The organism is Hansschlegelia zhihuaiae, from assembly GCF_004103825.1.
GTDB classification, from domain to species: domain Bacteria; phylum Pseudomonadota; class Alphaproteobacteria; order Rhizobiales; family Methylopilaceae; genus Methylopila; species Methylopila zhihuaiae.
Genome location: NZ_RYFI01000003.1, coordinates 203,930 through 216,649 on the forward strand (window position 1 = coordinate 203,930; position 12,720 = coordinate 216,649).

12 protein-coding genes and 2 tRNA genes are annotated in these 12,720 nt (G+C 67.4%); 1 reads left to right on the forward strand and 13 read right to left on the reverse strand.

The annotated features are described in order from the left end of the window. Nucleotides 1-155: 155 nt before the first annotated feature. The 13 genes from EK403_RS04855 to lon all read right to left on the reverse strand — a co-directional run bounded on the left by EK403_RS04855 (nucleotide 156) and on the right by lon (nucleotide 11,105). The gene (locus tag EK403_RS04855; protein WP_128776368.1) at nucleotides 156-1,340 is read right to left on the reverse strand and encodes an NADH-quinone oxidoreductase subunit D; all 1,185 of its coding nucleotides are present in this window, start codon (nucleotides 1,338-1,340) and stop codon (nucleotides 156-158) included. Further along, nucleotides 1,333-1,773 (reverse strand): thioesterase family protein, encoded by a 441-nt coding sequence (locus EK403_RS04860; RefSeq protein ID WP_128776369.1) that lies wholly within the window; start codon nucleotides 1,771-1,773, stop codon nucleotides 1,333-1,335. Before EK403_RS04860 ends, EK403_RS04855 begins: the two co-directional genes overlap by 8 nt. Beyond that, nucleotides 1,770-2,207 carry a GFA family protein gene (locus EK403_RS04865; protein WP_128776370.1) on the reverse strand — a complete coding sequence of 146 codons (438 nt, stop codon included), beginning with the start codon at nucleotides 2,205-2,207 and terminating at the stop codon, nucleotides 1,770-1,772. Before EK403_RS04865 ends, EK403_RS04860 begins: the two co-directional genes overlap by 4 nt. Next, the gene (locus EK403_RS04870; RefSeq protein ID WP_487327321.1) at nucleotides 2,200-2,643 is read right to left on the reverse strand and encodes a GFA family protein; all 444 of its coding nucleotides are present in this window, start codon (nucleotides 2,641-2,643) and stop codon (nucleotides 2,200-2,202) included. The genes EK403_RS04865 and EK403_RS04870 overlap by 8 nt, the downstream gene beginning before the upstream one ends. Beyond that, nucleotides 2,640-3,293 carry an NADH-quinone oxidoreductase subunit C gene (locus tag EK403_RS04875; RefSeq protein ID WP_206659482.1) on the reverse strand — a complete coding sequence of 218 codons (654 nt, stop codon included), beginning with the start codon at nucleotides 3,291-3,293 and terminating at the stop codon, nucleotides 2,640-2,642. The genes EK403_RS04870 and EK403_RS04875 overlap by 4 nt, the downstream gene beginning before the upstream one ends. A 5-nt stretch (nucleotides 3,294-3,298) precedes the next feature. Continuing rightward, nucleotides 3,299-3,892 carry a NuoB/complex I 20 kDa subunit family protein gene (locus EK403_RS04880; protein WP_128776371.1) on the reverse strand — a complete coding sequence of 198 codons (594 nt, stop codon included), beginning with the start codon at nucleotides 3,890-3,892 and terminating at the stop codon, nucleotides 3,299-3,301. After that, nucleotides 3,883-4,248: an NADH-quinone oxidoreductase subunit A gene (locus EK403_RS04885; RefSeq protein WP_128776372.1), complete on the reverse strand. Its 366-nt coding sequence runs from the start codon at nucleotides 4,246-4,248 to the stop codon at nucleotides 3,883-3,885. The genes EK403_RS04880 and EK403_RS04885 overlap by 10 nt, the downstream gene beginning before the upstream one ends. A 237-nt stretch (nucleotides 4,249-4,485) precedes the next feature. Beyond that, nucleotides 4,486-5,508 carry a hypothetical protein gene (locus tag EK403_RS04890; RefSeq protein WP_128776373.1) on the reverse strand — a complete coding sequence of 341 codons (1,023 nt, stop codon included), beginning with the start codon at nucleotides 5,506-5,508 and terminating at the stop codon, nucleotides 4,486-4,488. 105 nt (nucleotides 5,509-5,613) lie between these two features. Continuing rightward, the gene (locus tag EK403_RS04895; RefSeq protein WP_164919496.1) at nucleotides 5,614-7,332 is read right to left on the reverse strand and encodes a multicopper oxidase family protein; all 1,719 of its coding nucleotides are present in this window, start codon (nucleotides 7,330-7,332) and stop codon (nucleotides 5,614-5,616) included. A gap of 302 nt (nucleotides 7,333-7,634) precedes the next feature. Continuing rightward, nucleotides 7,635-7,711: transfer RNA gene (locus EK403_RS04900), tRNA-Asp, on the reverse strand. 173 nt (nucleotides 7,712-7,884) lie between these two features. Continuing rightward, nucleotides 7,885-7,960, reverse strand: a tRNA-Val gene (locus tag EK403_RS04905). A 199-nt stretch (nucleotides 7,961-8,159) separates the two neighbouring features. Further along, nucleotides 8,160-8,435: an HU family DNA-binding protein gene (locus EK403_RS04910; RefSeq protein WP_128776375.1), complete on the reverse strand. Its 276-nt coding sequence runs from the start codon at nucleotides 8,433-8,435 to the stop codon at nucleotides 8,160-8,162. A 237-nt stretch (nucleotides 8,436-8,672) separates the two neighbouring features. After that, nucleotides 8,673-11,105, reverse strand: coding sequence for an endopeptidase La (gene lon, locus EK403_RS04915; RefSeq protein ID WP_128776376.1), 2,433 nt, complete (start codon nucleotides 11,103-11,105; stop codon nucleotides 8,673-8,675). A 386-nt stretch (nucleotides 11,106-11,491) separates the two neighbouring features. On the opposite strand from lon, the gene EK403_RS04920 reads away from it, so the two are divergent. Beyond that, nucleotides 11,492-12,649, forward strand: coding sequence for a serine hydrolase domain-containing protein (locus EK403_RS04920; protein WP_206659478.1), 1,158 nt, complete (start codon nucleotides 11,492-11,494; stop codon nucleotides 12,647-12,649). The last annotated feature ends 71 nt before the right edge of the window (nucleotides 12,650-12,720 follow it).

Below are 12,720 nucleotides of genomic sequence, written 5' to 3' on the forward strand. Positions count from 1 at the left end.
ACAGTTGGACAGACGTCCTGCGTGCTTCGAGACGGCCCTTCGGGCCTCCTCAGGATGAGGAGGTTTGCGGCCGCCATCCTCTGCGCTCCTCATGCTGAGGAGCGCGTCGCAGACGCGCGTCTCGAAGCACGCAGACCGGTCGTGCGAAGCGACGTTCACCGGTCGACCTCCCCGAACACGATGTCGATCGAGCCGAGGATGGCCGAGACGTCGGCCAGCATCGAGCCGCGGCAGAGGTGATCCATGGCCTGGAGATGCGCGAAGCCCGGTGCGCGGATCTTGCAGCGATAGGGCTTGTTGGTGCCGTCGGAGACCAGATAGACGCCGAACTCGCCCTTGGGCGCCTCGACAGCGGCGTAGACCTCGCCCTCCGGCACCCGATAGCCCTCGGTGTAGAGCTTGAAGTGGTGGATGAGGCCCTCCATCGAGCGCTTCATCTCGGCGCGCTTCGGCGGCGCGACCTTGCCGTCGCTGGTCGCGATCCGGCCCTTCTCGACGCGAAGCCGCGCGCAGCACTGCTGCATGATGCGGGCGGACTGCCGCATCTCCTCCATGCGGATCAGATAGCGGTCGTAATTGTCGCCATTTTTGCCGATCGGAATGTCGAAATCGAGGTCGGCGTAGCACTCATAGGGCTGCGACTTACGCAGATCCCAGGCCGCGCCCGAGCCGCGCACCATGACGCCCGAGAATCCCCACTCCCACGCCTCGCTCAGCGGCACGACGCCGATGTCGACGTTGCGCTGCTTGAAGATGCGGTTCTCGGTGAGCAGGTCGTCGATGTCCTTAAGCGCCTTGTAGAAGCCCGTGCACCAGTGGTCGATGTCGTCGATCAGCTGCGGTGGCAGGTCCTGGTGCACGCCGCCGGGCCGGAAATAGGCCGCGTGCATGCGCGAGCCTGACGCCCGCTCATAGAACACCATCAGTTTTTCGCGCTCTTCAAAGCCCCAGAGGGGCGGCGTCAGCGCGCCGACGTCCATCGCCTGCGTGGTGACGTTGAGGAGGTGGCTGAGAATGCGGCCGATCTCGCAATAGAGCACCCGGATAAGCTGGGCGCGGATCGGGATCTCGACGCCGAGCAGCCGCTCGGTCGCGAGGCAGAAGGCGTGCTCCTGGTTCATCGGCGCGACATAGTCGAGCCGGTCGAAATACGGCATCGCCTGCAGATAGGTCTTGGTCTCGATCAACTTCTCGGTGCCGCGATGCAGCAGCCCGATATGCGGGTCGACGCGCTCCACGACCTCGCCGTCGAGCTCCAGCACGAGGCGCAGCACGCCATGCGCCGCCGGGTGCTGCGGGCCGAAATTGATGGTGAAGTTGCGGATGTCGGCTTCAGCCATCGAGCACCGTCTTGAGCTTTTCCGCGACGCGCGCCTCGAATTTCGACCAGCCGACGATGGCCCGCTCGTGACGGCCCGCGCCGATCAGATCGCGGTCGTCGCGCGCGGACACGTCGAACCACACGCGGCGCCCGTCGACCTGCGTGAGTTCGGCCTCGACCGTCACCGTCAGTCCCGGCGGCGTCGCGGCGAGATGCGAGACGTCGATATGCGTTCCGAGGCTGCCCTCGCCGGCGGCGAGATGCGGCGCGAGCAGCTGGATGCAGGTCCATTCCATCAGGCCGACCATGAAGCCGGTGGCGAACACCTTCGGCATGGCCTGGAACTGTTCGGCCTCAGGATAGAGCGACGGCACCGTCTTGCTCTCGGGCACCACGTACGAGAAGACGTGGCGCAGGCCGGGCGTCAGCGTCGAGGAGCGCGGGTCTGTCATTGGCCGCTCCCATCTTCCGCCGAAGCGAACATCGCCACGAAGTCGGCTCCGGTCAGCTTCCGAGTCTCGTTGGCGAAGTCGTAGAAGGCGGGCTTCTCGTCGATGAAAATTTCCTGCGCGAGAGCGAAGCCCGACAGGTCGTCGAGCGCCGACACCGAGACATGCGCCGACGATCCGTCCTGCATGCGCCAGATCAGGCTCGAACCGCAGCGTTTGCAAAACACCCGCTCGCCATAGTCCGACGACCTGTAGACGCCGGCCGCAGCCTCGTTCTCGATAGCGACGGCCTCGCAGGCCGCGGCCATGAAGGCGCCGCCGGTCCAGCGGCGGCACATGCCGCAATGGCAGACGTCGACGTCGAGCGACGTCGGCGTCGCCGAGAATCTGAGCGCGCCGCACAGACAGCGGCCGGTCCGGGGCGCGGCCTCAGCCATTCGCGGCCTCCTTCGCGGCGCGCCATTCGGCGCCGGTCAGCCGGCGCCTCTGGCCCGCGAAGCCGTAATTGGCGGGCTTCTCGTCCATGTAGATCTCGAGTTCGAACGGGAAGCGCGACGGATCGTCGATCGCCTGCGCCGAGACGTCCGCCGAGGAGCCGTCAAGCGCGCGCCAGAACAGCGGCGAGCCGCAGGTCTTGCAGAAGCCGCGCTCCGCCTCGGCCGAGGAGGCGAACATGCCGAACGTGCTTTCGTCCTCGAGCTTTAGGCTCTCGGGCTTGACCGCGAGGCTCATGAACATCCCGCTCGTCCAGCGCCGGCACATCGTGCAATGGCAGGCGCTCATGAACGCGTCGTGAAGCTCGGCGCTGAACCGCGCCGCGCCGCACAGGCACCGACCTTCAATGCGCTCGCCCGCCGCCACGTCCGCGCTCACTGGGGCTGCTTGGCCTTCTCGTCGCCGGGCAGCACGTAGTCCGTGCCCTCCCACGGCGAGAGGAAGTCGAAGTTGCGGAATTCCTGATTGAGCCGGACAGGCTCGTAGACCACGCGCTTGGCCTCGTCGTCCCAGCGCACCTCGACGAAGCCGGTGGTCGGGAAGTCCTTGCGGAGCGGGTGGCCTTCGAAACCGTAATCAGTCAGCAGCCGGCGCAGGTCGGGGTGGCCCGAGAACAGCACGCCGTAGAGGTCGTAGGCCTCGCGCTCGAACCAGAGCGCGCCGGGGAAGACCGGGGTCGCAGACGGCACGGGCGTGACGTCGTCGGCCTCGACCTTCACGCGGACCCGCGTGTTCTTGTAAGGCGACAGCAGATGATAGACGACGTCGAAGCGCTTCTCGCGGGCCGGCCAGTCGACGCCGCAGATGTCGACGAAACTCACGAAGCGGCAGCCTGGATCGTCGCGCAGGAAGGTCAGCACGTCGATAATGTCAGCCGCTTCCGCCTTCAGCGTCAGCTCGCCGAAAGCGATCGACGACGAGCCGAGCTTCGGGCCGAGACCAGCCGCGATGTGGGCGGCGAGCGCCTGCAGCGCGCCGGTCGGAGCGGGCTGTACGTCATGGGGCGAGACGTTGGACGCGTCGGTCACTGCTGTCACCGCTCGATCGTGCCGGTGCGGCGGATCTTCTTCTGCAGCAGCAGCACGCCGTAGAGCAGCGCCTCCGCGGTCGGGGGGCAGCCGGGAACGTAGATGTCGATCGGCACCACCCGGTCGCAGCCGCGAACCACCGCGTAGGAATAATGGTAGTAGCCGCCGCCATTGGCGCAGGAGCCCATGGAGATGACGTAGCGCGGCTCCGGCATCTGGTCGTAGACCTTGCGGAGCGCCGGAGCCATCTTGTTGGTCAGCGTGCCGGCGACGATCATCACGTCGGACTGGCGCGGGCTGGCACGCGGCGCGAACCCGAAGCGCTCGACGTCGTAGCGCGGCATCGAGACCTGCATCATCTCGACCGCGCAGCAGGCGAGCCCGAACGTCATCCACATCAGCGAGCCGGTGCGGGCCCAGTTGATGAGGTCCTCGGTCGAGGTGACGATGAAGCCCTTGTCGGACAGCTCCGCGCGGAACTCGCCGAAAAAGCGGTCGCCAGCCCCAAGCGGACGGCCCGACGGGTCGACCAGCCCCTTGGGCTGATCGGCGACCAGCGTGTCCTCGGTCCGGACGAGCTCGGCCTGGGTCAATCCCATTCCAGCGCTCCCTTCCGCCACTCATAGACGAAGCCGACCGTGAGCACGCCCAGGAAGGCCATCATCGACCAGAAGCCGTAGAGCCCGACCTCCTTAAACGCGACAGCCCAGGGAAACAGGAACGCGACCTCGAGATCAAAGATGATGAACAGGATCGCGACCAGATAGAACCGCACGTCGAACTTCATCCGGGCGTCGTCGAAGGCGTTGAACCCGCACTCATAGGCGGACAGCTTCTCAGGGTCCGGATTCTGGTATGCCAGAATGAAGGGCGACACAAGCAGCGCGACGCCGATGAGCAGCGAGACCCCCAGGAAGATCACGAGGGGAAGGTAATCGGCGAGGAGATCGGTCATCCTTCGACGCCTCTCGACAGGACCGATGGACAGGGGCCGGCGGCGCCGGCGCGACGCTCTTGCGCTGCAGCATTCCGCCGGAGCGCCCGAGGCTTAGACCCCTGACGCCAAAGGCGCAAGGCGCTCCCAAGGCGAAACGGACAAATTCCAGAGTCGCGGTCCGAGCGCCCGGAAACGGATGTCCCGGTCTCGCCGGTCACGGCGGTTTCCGACGTCGGCTCGCCCCGCCGGCGGGGGTCAGCGCCGGCAGGTGACCTGCACGACCGTGAACCCGCAGCAGCCGCCGGGCAGCGACTTGATGCGCGTCGCGGAGGCGACGCGCATCTGCTTGTTGGTCGCGCAGAAGTCCGTCGCCATGGTCTGGTCGGTCCAGTTATGGCCCGGGCTGAACTTGTAGAACTTGTCGTGCTCGCGCTCGATCCAGTTGCAGCGCCATTTGCTGCCGCCGCCGCACAGGATGCCGCCTGCGACCGGCCCCGAGTCGCGCGTGACCCGCTGGGCGACGTCGACGGTCTCGGCGTCGCGGACACGATCCGCCCCGGCGGTTCTTTGACCCGTACGCGGCGTCGCGGAGCGAAGCGTGGCGTGCGGCCGAGGAGATTCGGCCGCCCGGAGGTCCGCATCGGCGCGGGCGGACTTTGCGCGTGGACGCGGCTCGGCGACCGGTTTGGACCGCGGGGCGATCGAAGCGCGTTCGACGACGAACGCGTCCCGCGGCCTGGCCGTCAGCTTCGCGTCGGATTTGACGTCGATTTTCACGGCCTTTGCAGGCTCGCTCCTGGTTTCCGTCGCGGCCGTCGCCTTCTGGGCGGCTTTCGGCGCATCGGAGCCGGCGGGCCGCGCCCCCGCCGAATCGAGCTTGCGGTCGCTCTCCGAGGCCTTTCGCTCCGCCCCGGACGGCTTAGCGTGCTCGGCCGTGTCCTTTGCGGGCTCCGCCACAGCCTTGGCGGGCTCGGCCACGGTCTTGGCGGACGCGGGGGCGTCGGCGGACTTCGCGCTTTCGGCGCCCGGCTCCGCCGGCTTCTTCGTTTCACCTTCAGAGACCGGCTTTGCGGCCGCTTCTGCCGGCTTGTCGCTCTCGGCGATCGTCTCGACCTTAGCGGGGCTCTCGTCCGGCTTCGCCGAACCGTCCCAGCCCTCGTCGCCCTCGACATGCGCCGGCGCCATCTCGGCGCCGCCTGCGGCCCTCGTGCCGTCCTCGGCCGCGGCGGCCCCTAGCGTCAGGGCCAGAGCCGCCAGCGTGGCAAGCAATCGCGTCATTGTCGGACCCTCCCGGCTCGCGGCGCGATCGTAGCCGCATTCCGGCTTCGACGACAGCCGAGCCGCGGACGTCTTCGACCGGCGGAACCGGGCGGCCCGCCGTCGCTAGTTCGCGGGCGCCACCGGCCCGCGGCCCGACATCCAAAGGCTCGCCTCCGCCCGCTCGTCGTCGGGATCCGACGACACGCAGATCTCGCCGCGCAGCGCGGCGCTCAGCTCGTCCGCCTCCGGAAGCCGGGCGGCGCGCTGGGCGCGGGCCGGCCACCAGGGCGGCGGCTCGTCGGAGCCGAGCAGCCGGCCGAACATCCGCCAAGCGTCCTCGGCCGCGGTGCGGCGGGGCAGCACGCGGATCGACTGCATCATCCCGGCGTCCTCATGCCCCACGATGTGGCAGTGATAGACGAACTGGCCGACCATCACGGGGTTGGTGAAGGGAATGATGACCGTCACCTCGCCCGGCTTGCCGTCGAGGGCGTAGGGAAGCGTGATCACGTCCCTGAGACCCGTCGCGTCCTCCTGTTTGCCGACGCCCTTGTCGAGCACGAGAAACGACGTCTGGTGCAGGTGGAAGACGTGCAACTCGCCCGCCAGGTTGCGCAGCGTCCATTTCTCGACGTCGCCGACCCGCGTGGTGGTGTTCACCACATTCGGGTCGAAGGTGACGCCGTTGATGTAGAACGCGCTGAAGTCGGGCGCGTCGGAGAATTCGAAGACGCGCTCGCGGGTGATCGGAAGGTCGCGATAGTCCCGCGCGCGGGGGAAGATCGAAGCGGCGTTCTCCGCGCCTTCCGTCAGGCGTTTCCTGATCCCGCTCTCCGGCTTGGGGTCGCCTGACACGACGAGGTTGCCGAGGCTGACCTCGGGAGCCGGCAAGCCCGTCGGTCCGGTGTCGACCTTGAGCGATTTGAGCCGATAGGTTCCGGCCTTGCCGGCCTTCACGGCGACCGTGACGCGCGCGCCAGGCGCGAGGTAGAGAAAGTCCTGCAGCTGGGGTTTCGGCAGGACGTTGCCGTCGCGCTCGAACGTCCAGAACTCGTGTCCTTCGAGCGCGAGCTGGACGAAGGAGTTCGCCCCGAGATTTCCGATCTGCCAGACCTGCCACTCCAGCGGGCGCGCCTTGATCGGAGGCTCGCGGTAACTGTTGAGCGTCAGGGTCGTCTTGCTCTCGCCCGGCAGAGTGATGTCCTTGAACACCATGACGCGCCGCCTCAGGTCGGCGAGCTCCGGATAATGCGCCTCGATATAGCCGTCGACGATCAGCATGCCGGACATGCCCGACAGGATCTGGCGCTCCACGACGCCGTGGGCGTGCGGGTGGTACCAGTGCAGCCCTTCGGGATGGTCCTTCGGGAACGGCACCACATAGTCGAAGCTCGTCCCGGCCTTCACCTTGAGGAAGACGTCGTCGCCCGGAGACTTCGGAGTGACGTCCGTCCCATGGTAATGCATGTTGGTCCGGAACGACTTCTTCATTTCGATGTCGGCCGGACCGATCTCGTTGTTCAGCGTCAGCTTGAGCGTGTCGCCGCGGCTGAGCACGAGGGTCGGCGGGATGTAGAGCCCGTTATAGACGTTGCTGCGGAAGCGTTTGCCAGCGACGCGAACCCAGCTCGGCCGCGCGGTCAGCGTCGCGTCGAGCGTTCCGTTCTGGGCCCGCAGCACTGGAGGATCGGGAAGATCGTCGATCGCGTCGGGATCGGCCGGCGATCCAAGGATTTCGGCGAGATCAACCGACGCGCCTGCAAACCGCGCCGGAGCGTCATCGGCAAAGGCGGCTGAGCTCGCCGCAAGCAGCACAAGAAGCGCGAAGGCAGACCGGCTCATGATCGTCCCCCGAACCACGGCAGCGATGGCTGACTCTATGCCGCGCTGAAGGCGGAGCAAGGCGCTTGAGGCTGGGGCGGCTGTTGACGCGCCTGACTTCCGATCCTTGCTGAAAGCTCGCCTAACGAACGCGGTCCAAAGGACCTGAACTTTTAACTGTCCGTTTAGCGACACGCTGTCGGTCGCCCGAAGCTCGGCGCCCGACATGACGAAAGAGCGACGTCGCAACGGCGCGCCGAGAACGGATGAGGGCCAAAAAGTCTGAACTGGCGTTCCGCTGTCACCGGAACCTTAGAAGACCTTGGCGGGAGTGACGGGACTCGAACCCGCGGCCTCCGGCGTGACAGGCCGGCGCTCTAACCGACTGAGCTACACCCCCGAACGGGCGCGCCCGTTGAAGTGCGCGGTTGGTACGGGAGGCGGCAGGCGCTGTCAAGGAGCGCCGGGGACGCGCGGCGGATTTCGGGAAGCGCGTGAAAGACCGGTCGCAGGGGTCCACGCATCCGCCGAGGCGCGGCGGCCATCCCTTTGACGATGCTTGAGAAAGCGGATTGGTGGGCGGTGACGGGCTCGAACCGCCGACCCTCTCGGTGTAAACGAGATGCTCTACCAACTGAGCTAACCGCCCGCCGCGCGAAGCGCCAGAGGCAATACGCCAGAATCAGCCGCGGCGATACGTCGGCGCGACCTTCCGAAGAGTGCGACTCGCAAACCGCTTGAAGGATGCGCGGGGAAAAGCTCGGCCCGAAGGCCGGCGCAGCGACCGGCGCTCGGCCGGGCCGCGGCCGGACGTCGCGCCGCTCGGGCGCGCCGTCCGGCGGACAGGATCAGCCGTTGACGGCGTCCTTGAGGGCCTGGCCGGCCTTGAACTTCGGCGTCTTCGAGGCCGGGATCTTGATGGTCTCGCCCGTCCGCAGATTGCGGCCGACGCCGGCGGCGCGCTTGACCACCGCGAAAGTGCCGAAGCCGACGAGACGCACTTCGTCGCCCTTCTTGAGCGCGGCGATCACCGCGTCGAAGGTGGCGTCAACCGCCTTGGCGGCGTCGAGCTTGGTCAGGCCGGACTTGTCGGCGACTTCGGCGATCAGGTCGGATTTGTTCATCAGGCTTCCTCCGTGGGAATGACGGACCCGGACGGAGTCGCGGGGCCCTGCGAATAAGGCGCGCACCCTTCATCGAAATCGCCGACAAGGCAAGGACGGAAGGGCGATTTCCCGTCATTTTCGAACGGAATCGAGGTGCGCCGCACAAAAGAAGAGGCCCGGAGCAGCGCTCCGGGCCTCGAATGCGGCGTCTCGGCGGTCGATCCGTCCCGAAGCGGGACGGCGGCCGCCGGTATGTCAGTGGGCGCGAAGTCCCGCCGAATCGTCCTCCGCTTGGGTTGCGAGCGCGGGCGGCGCAGCCTGCTCCTCGTCCCACTCGATCGGCTCCGGCCGCCGCGTGAGCGCGCGGCTCAGAACCTCGTCGATGACCCGCACGGGCACGATCTCGAGCTTCGACTTCACCGAAGCCGAGATGTCCGCCAGGTCCTTGGCGTTCTCCTCCGGGATCAGCACCGTCTTGATGCCGCCCCGGAGCGCCGCGAGCAGCTTCTCCTTGAGGCCGCCGATCGGCAGCACGCGGCCGCGCAGCGTGATCTCGCCCGTCATCGCGATGTCCTTGCGGACCGGGATGCCGGTCATGATCGACACGATCGCGGTCGCCATCGCGACGCCGGCCGACGGGCCGTCCTTCGGGGTCGCCCCCTCGGGCACGTGGACGTGGATGTCCCGCCTGTCGAACAGCGGCGGCTCGACGCCGAAATCGATCGCCCGCGAGCGCACATAGGACGCCGCCGCCGAGATCGACTCCTTCATGACGTCGCGCAGATTGCCCGTCACCGTCATCTTGCCCTTGCCGGGCATCATGACGCCTTCGATCGTCAGCAGCTCGCCGCCGACCTCGGTCCAGGCGAGGCCGGTGACGACGCCCACCTGATCCTCGTTCTCGGCCTCGCCGTAGCGGTAGCGCGGCACGCCGAGATAGTCGGCGAGCTTGGCGTCGGTCACCTTGACGGTCTTCTTCCGCTTGGCGAGCACCAGCTCCTTCACGGCCTTGCGGGCGAGGTTCGCGAGCTCGCGCTCGAGATTGCGCACGCCCGCCTCGCGCGTGTAGCGCCGGATGACGGTCAGCAGCGCGGCGTCGTCGACCGAGAACTCCTTCTCGGCGAGGCCGTGCTTCTTGATGATCTCGGGCAGCAGATGCCGCCGCGCGATCTCGACCTTCTCCTCCTCCGTGTAGCCGGCGATGCGGATGATCTCCATCCGGTCCATCAGGGCCGGCGGGATGTTCAGCGTGTTCGCCGTCGTCACGAACATCACGCTCGACAGGTCGTAGTCGACCTCGAGGTAATGGTCGTTGAAGGTGTGGTTCTGCTCGGGGTCGAGCACCTCAAGCAGCGCCGACGCCGGGTCGCCGCGGAAGTCCATGCCCATCTTGTCGATCTCGTCGAGCAGGAAGAGCGGATTGGCCTTCTTGGCCTTCTTCATCGACTGGATGACCTTGCCGGGCATCGAGCCGATATAGGTCCGGCGATGGCCGCGGATCTCGGCCTCGTCGCGCACGCCGCCGAGCGACATGCGGACATATTCGCGGCCCGTGGCCTTGGCGATCGACTTGGCGAGCGAGGTCTTGCCCACGCCGGGAGGCCCGACGAGGCACAGGATCGGCCCGGTCAGCTTGTTGGCCCGGCTCTGGACCGCGAGATACTCGATGATCCGCTCCTTGACCTTCTCCAGGCCGAAATGGTCGGATTCGAGGATCTTCTCGGCCGCCGGCAGGTCCTTCTTGACCTTCGACTTCACGCCCCACGGGATCGACAGCAGCCAGTCGAGATAGTTCCGCACGACCGTGGCTTCGGCCGACATCGGGCTCATCTGGCGGAGCTTCTTGAACTCCGCGTCGGCCTTCTCGCGCGCCTCCTTGGAGAGCTTGGTCTTGGCGATGCGCTCCTCGAGCTCGGCCAGATCGTCCCGGCCGTCGTCGTCGCCAAGCTCCTTCTGGATCGCCTTCATCTGCTCGTTCAGGTAGTACTCGCGCTGGGTCTTCTCCATCTGGCGCTTGACGCGCGTGCGGATGCGCTTCTCGACCTGAAGGACCGAGACCTCGCTCTCCATCAGCGACAGCACCTTCTCGAGGCGCTCGAACACGTCGACGATCTCGAGCACGCCCTGCTTCTCGGGGATCTTGACCGCGAGATGCGAGGCGACCGTGTCGGCGAGCTTCGACGGGTCGTCGATCTGGCTCACCGCGGAGACGACCTCTGGCGAGACCTTCTTGTTGAGCTTCACGTAGTTCTCGAAGTCCGACACCACCGAGCGCGCCAGCGCCTCGGTCTCGACCGGCTTCTCGATCACGTCCTCGACCGCCTCGACCTCGGCCTCGAAGAACTCCTTGCGGCCCGTGAAGCCGACCACGCGCCCGCGCGCCTGGCCCTCGACCAGCACCTTCACGGTGCCGTCGGGCAGCTTGAGCAGCTGGAGCACGGAGGCGAGCGTGCCGATCTCGTAGATCGCGCCGGGGGCCGGCTCGTCGTCGGTCGCGTTCTTCTGGGTCGCGAGCAGGATCGGGCTGTCGGTGCGCATCACCTCCTCGAGGGCGCGGATCGACTTCTCGCGGCCGACGAACAGCGGCACGATCATGTGCGGGAAGACGACGATGTCGCGCAGCGGCAGGACGGGACGGACTTCCGACGCGCCCGAGCCGGCGGGTGTGCGCGATTTTGGCGGGGTCATTTGTTGTCCTTTCGCCGGACCGCCGGCCCCGGGAGGACGGGCGACGGGCCTTATGGTCGGCGCGGCGGGGACGCGAGCCGTCATGGCCTCGCGCAATCGTCGCCCGGAGGGTTCGACTGCGCGCGAGACTCAATGAGAAATGCGGCGCCGTCGGGTCCTCGATTAGGTGGCCACCCCCGAGGGGGGTGTCAAGAATGGGACCTCATCACGGCGGGGGACAGGATGTTTCGCCGCGGACGGATTTCGGGCGCTCCGCCCTGTCCCGCTCCCTCCTGCGGGCGGGAACCGCCATCCTCGCCACTTGACGGCTCAAAAGCGGCGTCGGAACTTGCGCGCCCTCAGGCGTCCCCCATCGAGAGGGACCCGAACTCGGGAGGGTGAAGCCAGTGCGGAGTTTGGTCGCCTCCGCCATGATGGCGGCCCTGATCGCTTGCGGCGCGGCGCGCGCCGATCCGTCTCCCTCTCCCGAAGCCGCCAGCGCCGACGCCGCGCTGGACAGGGCCCTCCAAAAACTCGTCGCCATGCCGGGCGGACCGCTCGGCGTGGTCGCGGTCGTGCAGCGGGGGGACGAGCTGAAGGTCCACAGCTTCGGCACAGCCAAGGACGGCGCGGACCGGCGTCCGGGCGCCAACATGCACATGCGTATCGCGAGCGTCGCCAAGGCGTTCAGCGGCGCGGCCGCGCTCTCGCTGGTCAGCCGGGGAACGCTGTCGCTCGACGACACGATCGGCAAGCATCTCCCCGAGCTTCCGGCCGCCTGGGCGAACGTCACCCTTCGGCAGCTCCTTGGCCACACCAGCGGAATCCCCGACTACTCGAAAAGCACGAAGTTCCGCGAAGCCCTCGAGCAGAGCCTTCTCGATGCGCCCAAGCCTCAGAAATTGCCGGAGTTCATCAAGGGGCGCGGCCTGACGTTCACGCCCGGATCGAAGTACCGATACTCCAACACCGACAACATCATCGTGGCCCTGATGGTGCGGGCCGCGATCGACAATTCGTACAATCGCGCGCTGAAGGACCAGGTCTACGACCCGCTGGAGCTGACCAGGACCAGCCTGCCGAAGGGCGCGGCGATGCCCCGGCCGTTCATCCATGGCTACGACAACGACCCGGACGCGAACCCGCCTGAGGACGTGAGCGAACTCGTCGCCGCAGGATGGGCGTGGGCCTCGGGTGGCGTCGTCTCGACGCCCGCGGAGCTCAACCGGTTCATCCGCGGCTATGTCGGCGGACGGCTGTTCGACGCACATACGCAGGCCGAGCAGCGCGAGGTGATCGTGGACGCGCATTCGGAGCCGCCCGGCCCCGGGCAGAATTCGGCGGGTCTCGCCATCTTCCGATACGAGACGACATGCGGGACCGTTTGGGGGCACACCGGCAACACACTCGGCTACACCCAGTTCGCCGCGGCGAGCGGAAACGGGCGGCGCTCGGTCACCGTCTCGATCAACCGGCAGATCACCCCGGACGTCGGCGCTCCCGGCGTCTTCAAGGCGCTGCGGCAGGCTGAGGAGCTTGCGGTGTGCGCAGCGTTGGCCCGCTGACGGTCCGGCGGCGAAGGCCTCCTGGGCGCAGGGGCGCATGCATCAATTGACGCCCCCTCACCTTGCCTTCT

Coding starts and splice junctions, on each gene's coding strand:
- EK403_RS04860 (WP_128776369.1), bottom strand. CDS start 1,773: ATGACAGACCCGCGCTCCTCGACGCTGACGCCCGGCCTGCGCCACGTC.
- EK403_RS04880 (WP_128776371.1), bottom strand. CDS start 3,892: ATGGGATTGACCCAGGCCGAGCTCGTCCGGACCGAGGACACGCTGGTC.
- EK403_RS04865 (WP_128776370.1), bottom strand. CDS start 2,207: ATGGCTGAGGCCGCGCCCCGGACCGGCCGCTGTCTGTGCGGCGCGCTC.
- lon (WP_128776376.1), bottom strand. CDS start 11,105: ATGACCCCGCCAAAATCGCGCACACCCGCCGGCTCGGGCGCGTCGGAA.
- EK403_RS04890 (WP_128776373.1), bottom strand. CDS start 5,508: ATGACGCGATTGCTTGCCACGCTGGCGGCTCTGGCCCTGACGCTAGGG.
- EK403_RS04895 (WP_164919496.1), bottom strand. CDS start 7,332: ATGAGCCGGTCTGCCTTCGCGCTTCTTGTGCTGCTTGCGGCGAGCTCA.
- EK403_RS04885 (WP_128776372.1), bottom strand. CDS start 4,248: ATGACCGATCTCCTCGCCGATTACCTTCCCCTCGTGATCTTCCTGGGG.
- EK403_RS04855 (WP_128776368.1), bottom strand. CDS start 1,340: ATGGCTGAAGCCGACATCCGCAACTTCACCATCAATTTCGGCCCGCAG.
- EK403_RS04910 (WP_128776375.1), bottom strand. CDS start 8,435: ATGAACAAATCCGACCTGATCGCCGAAGTCGCCGACAAGTCCGGCCTG.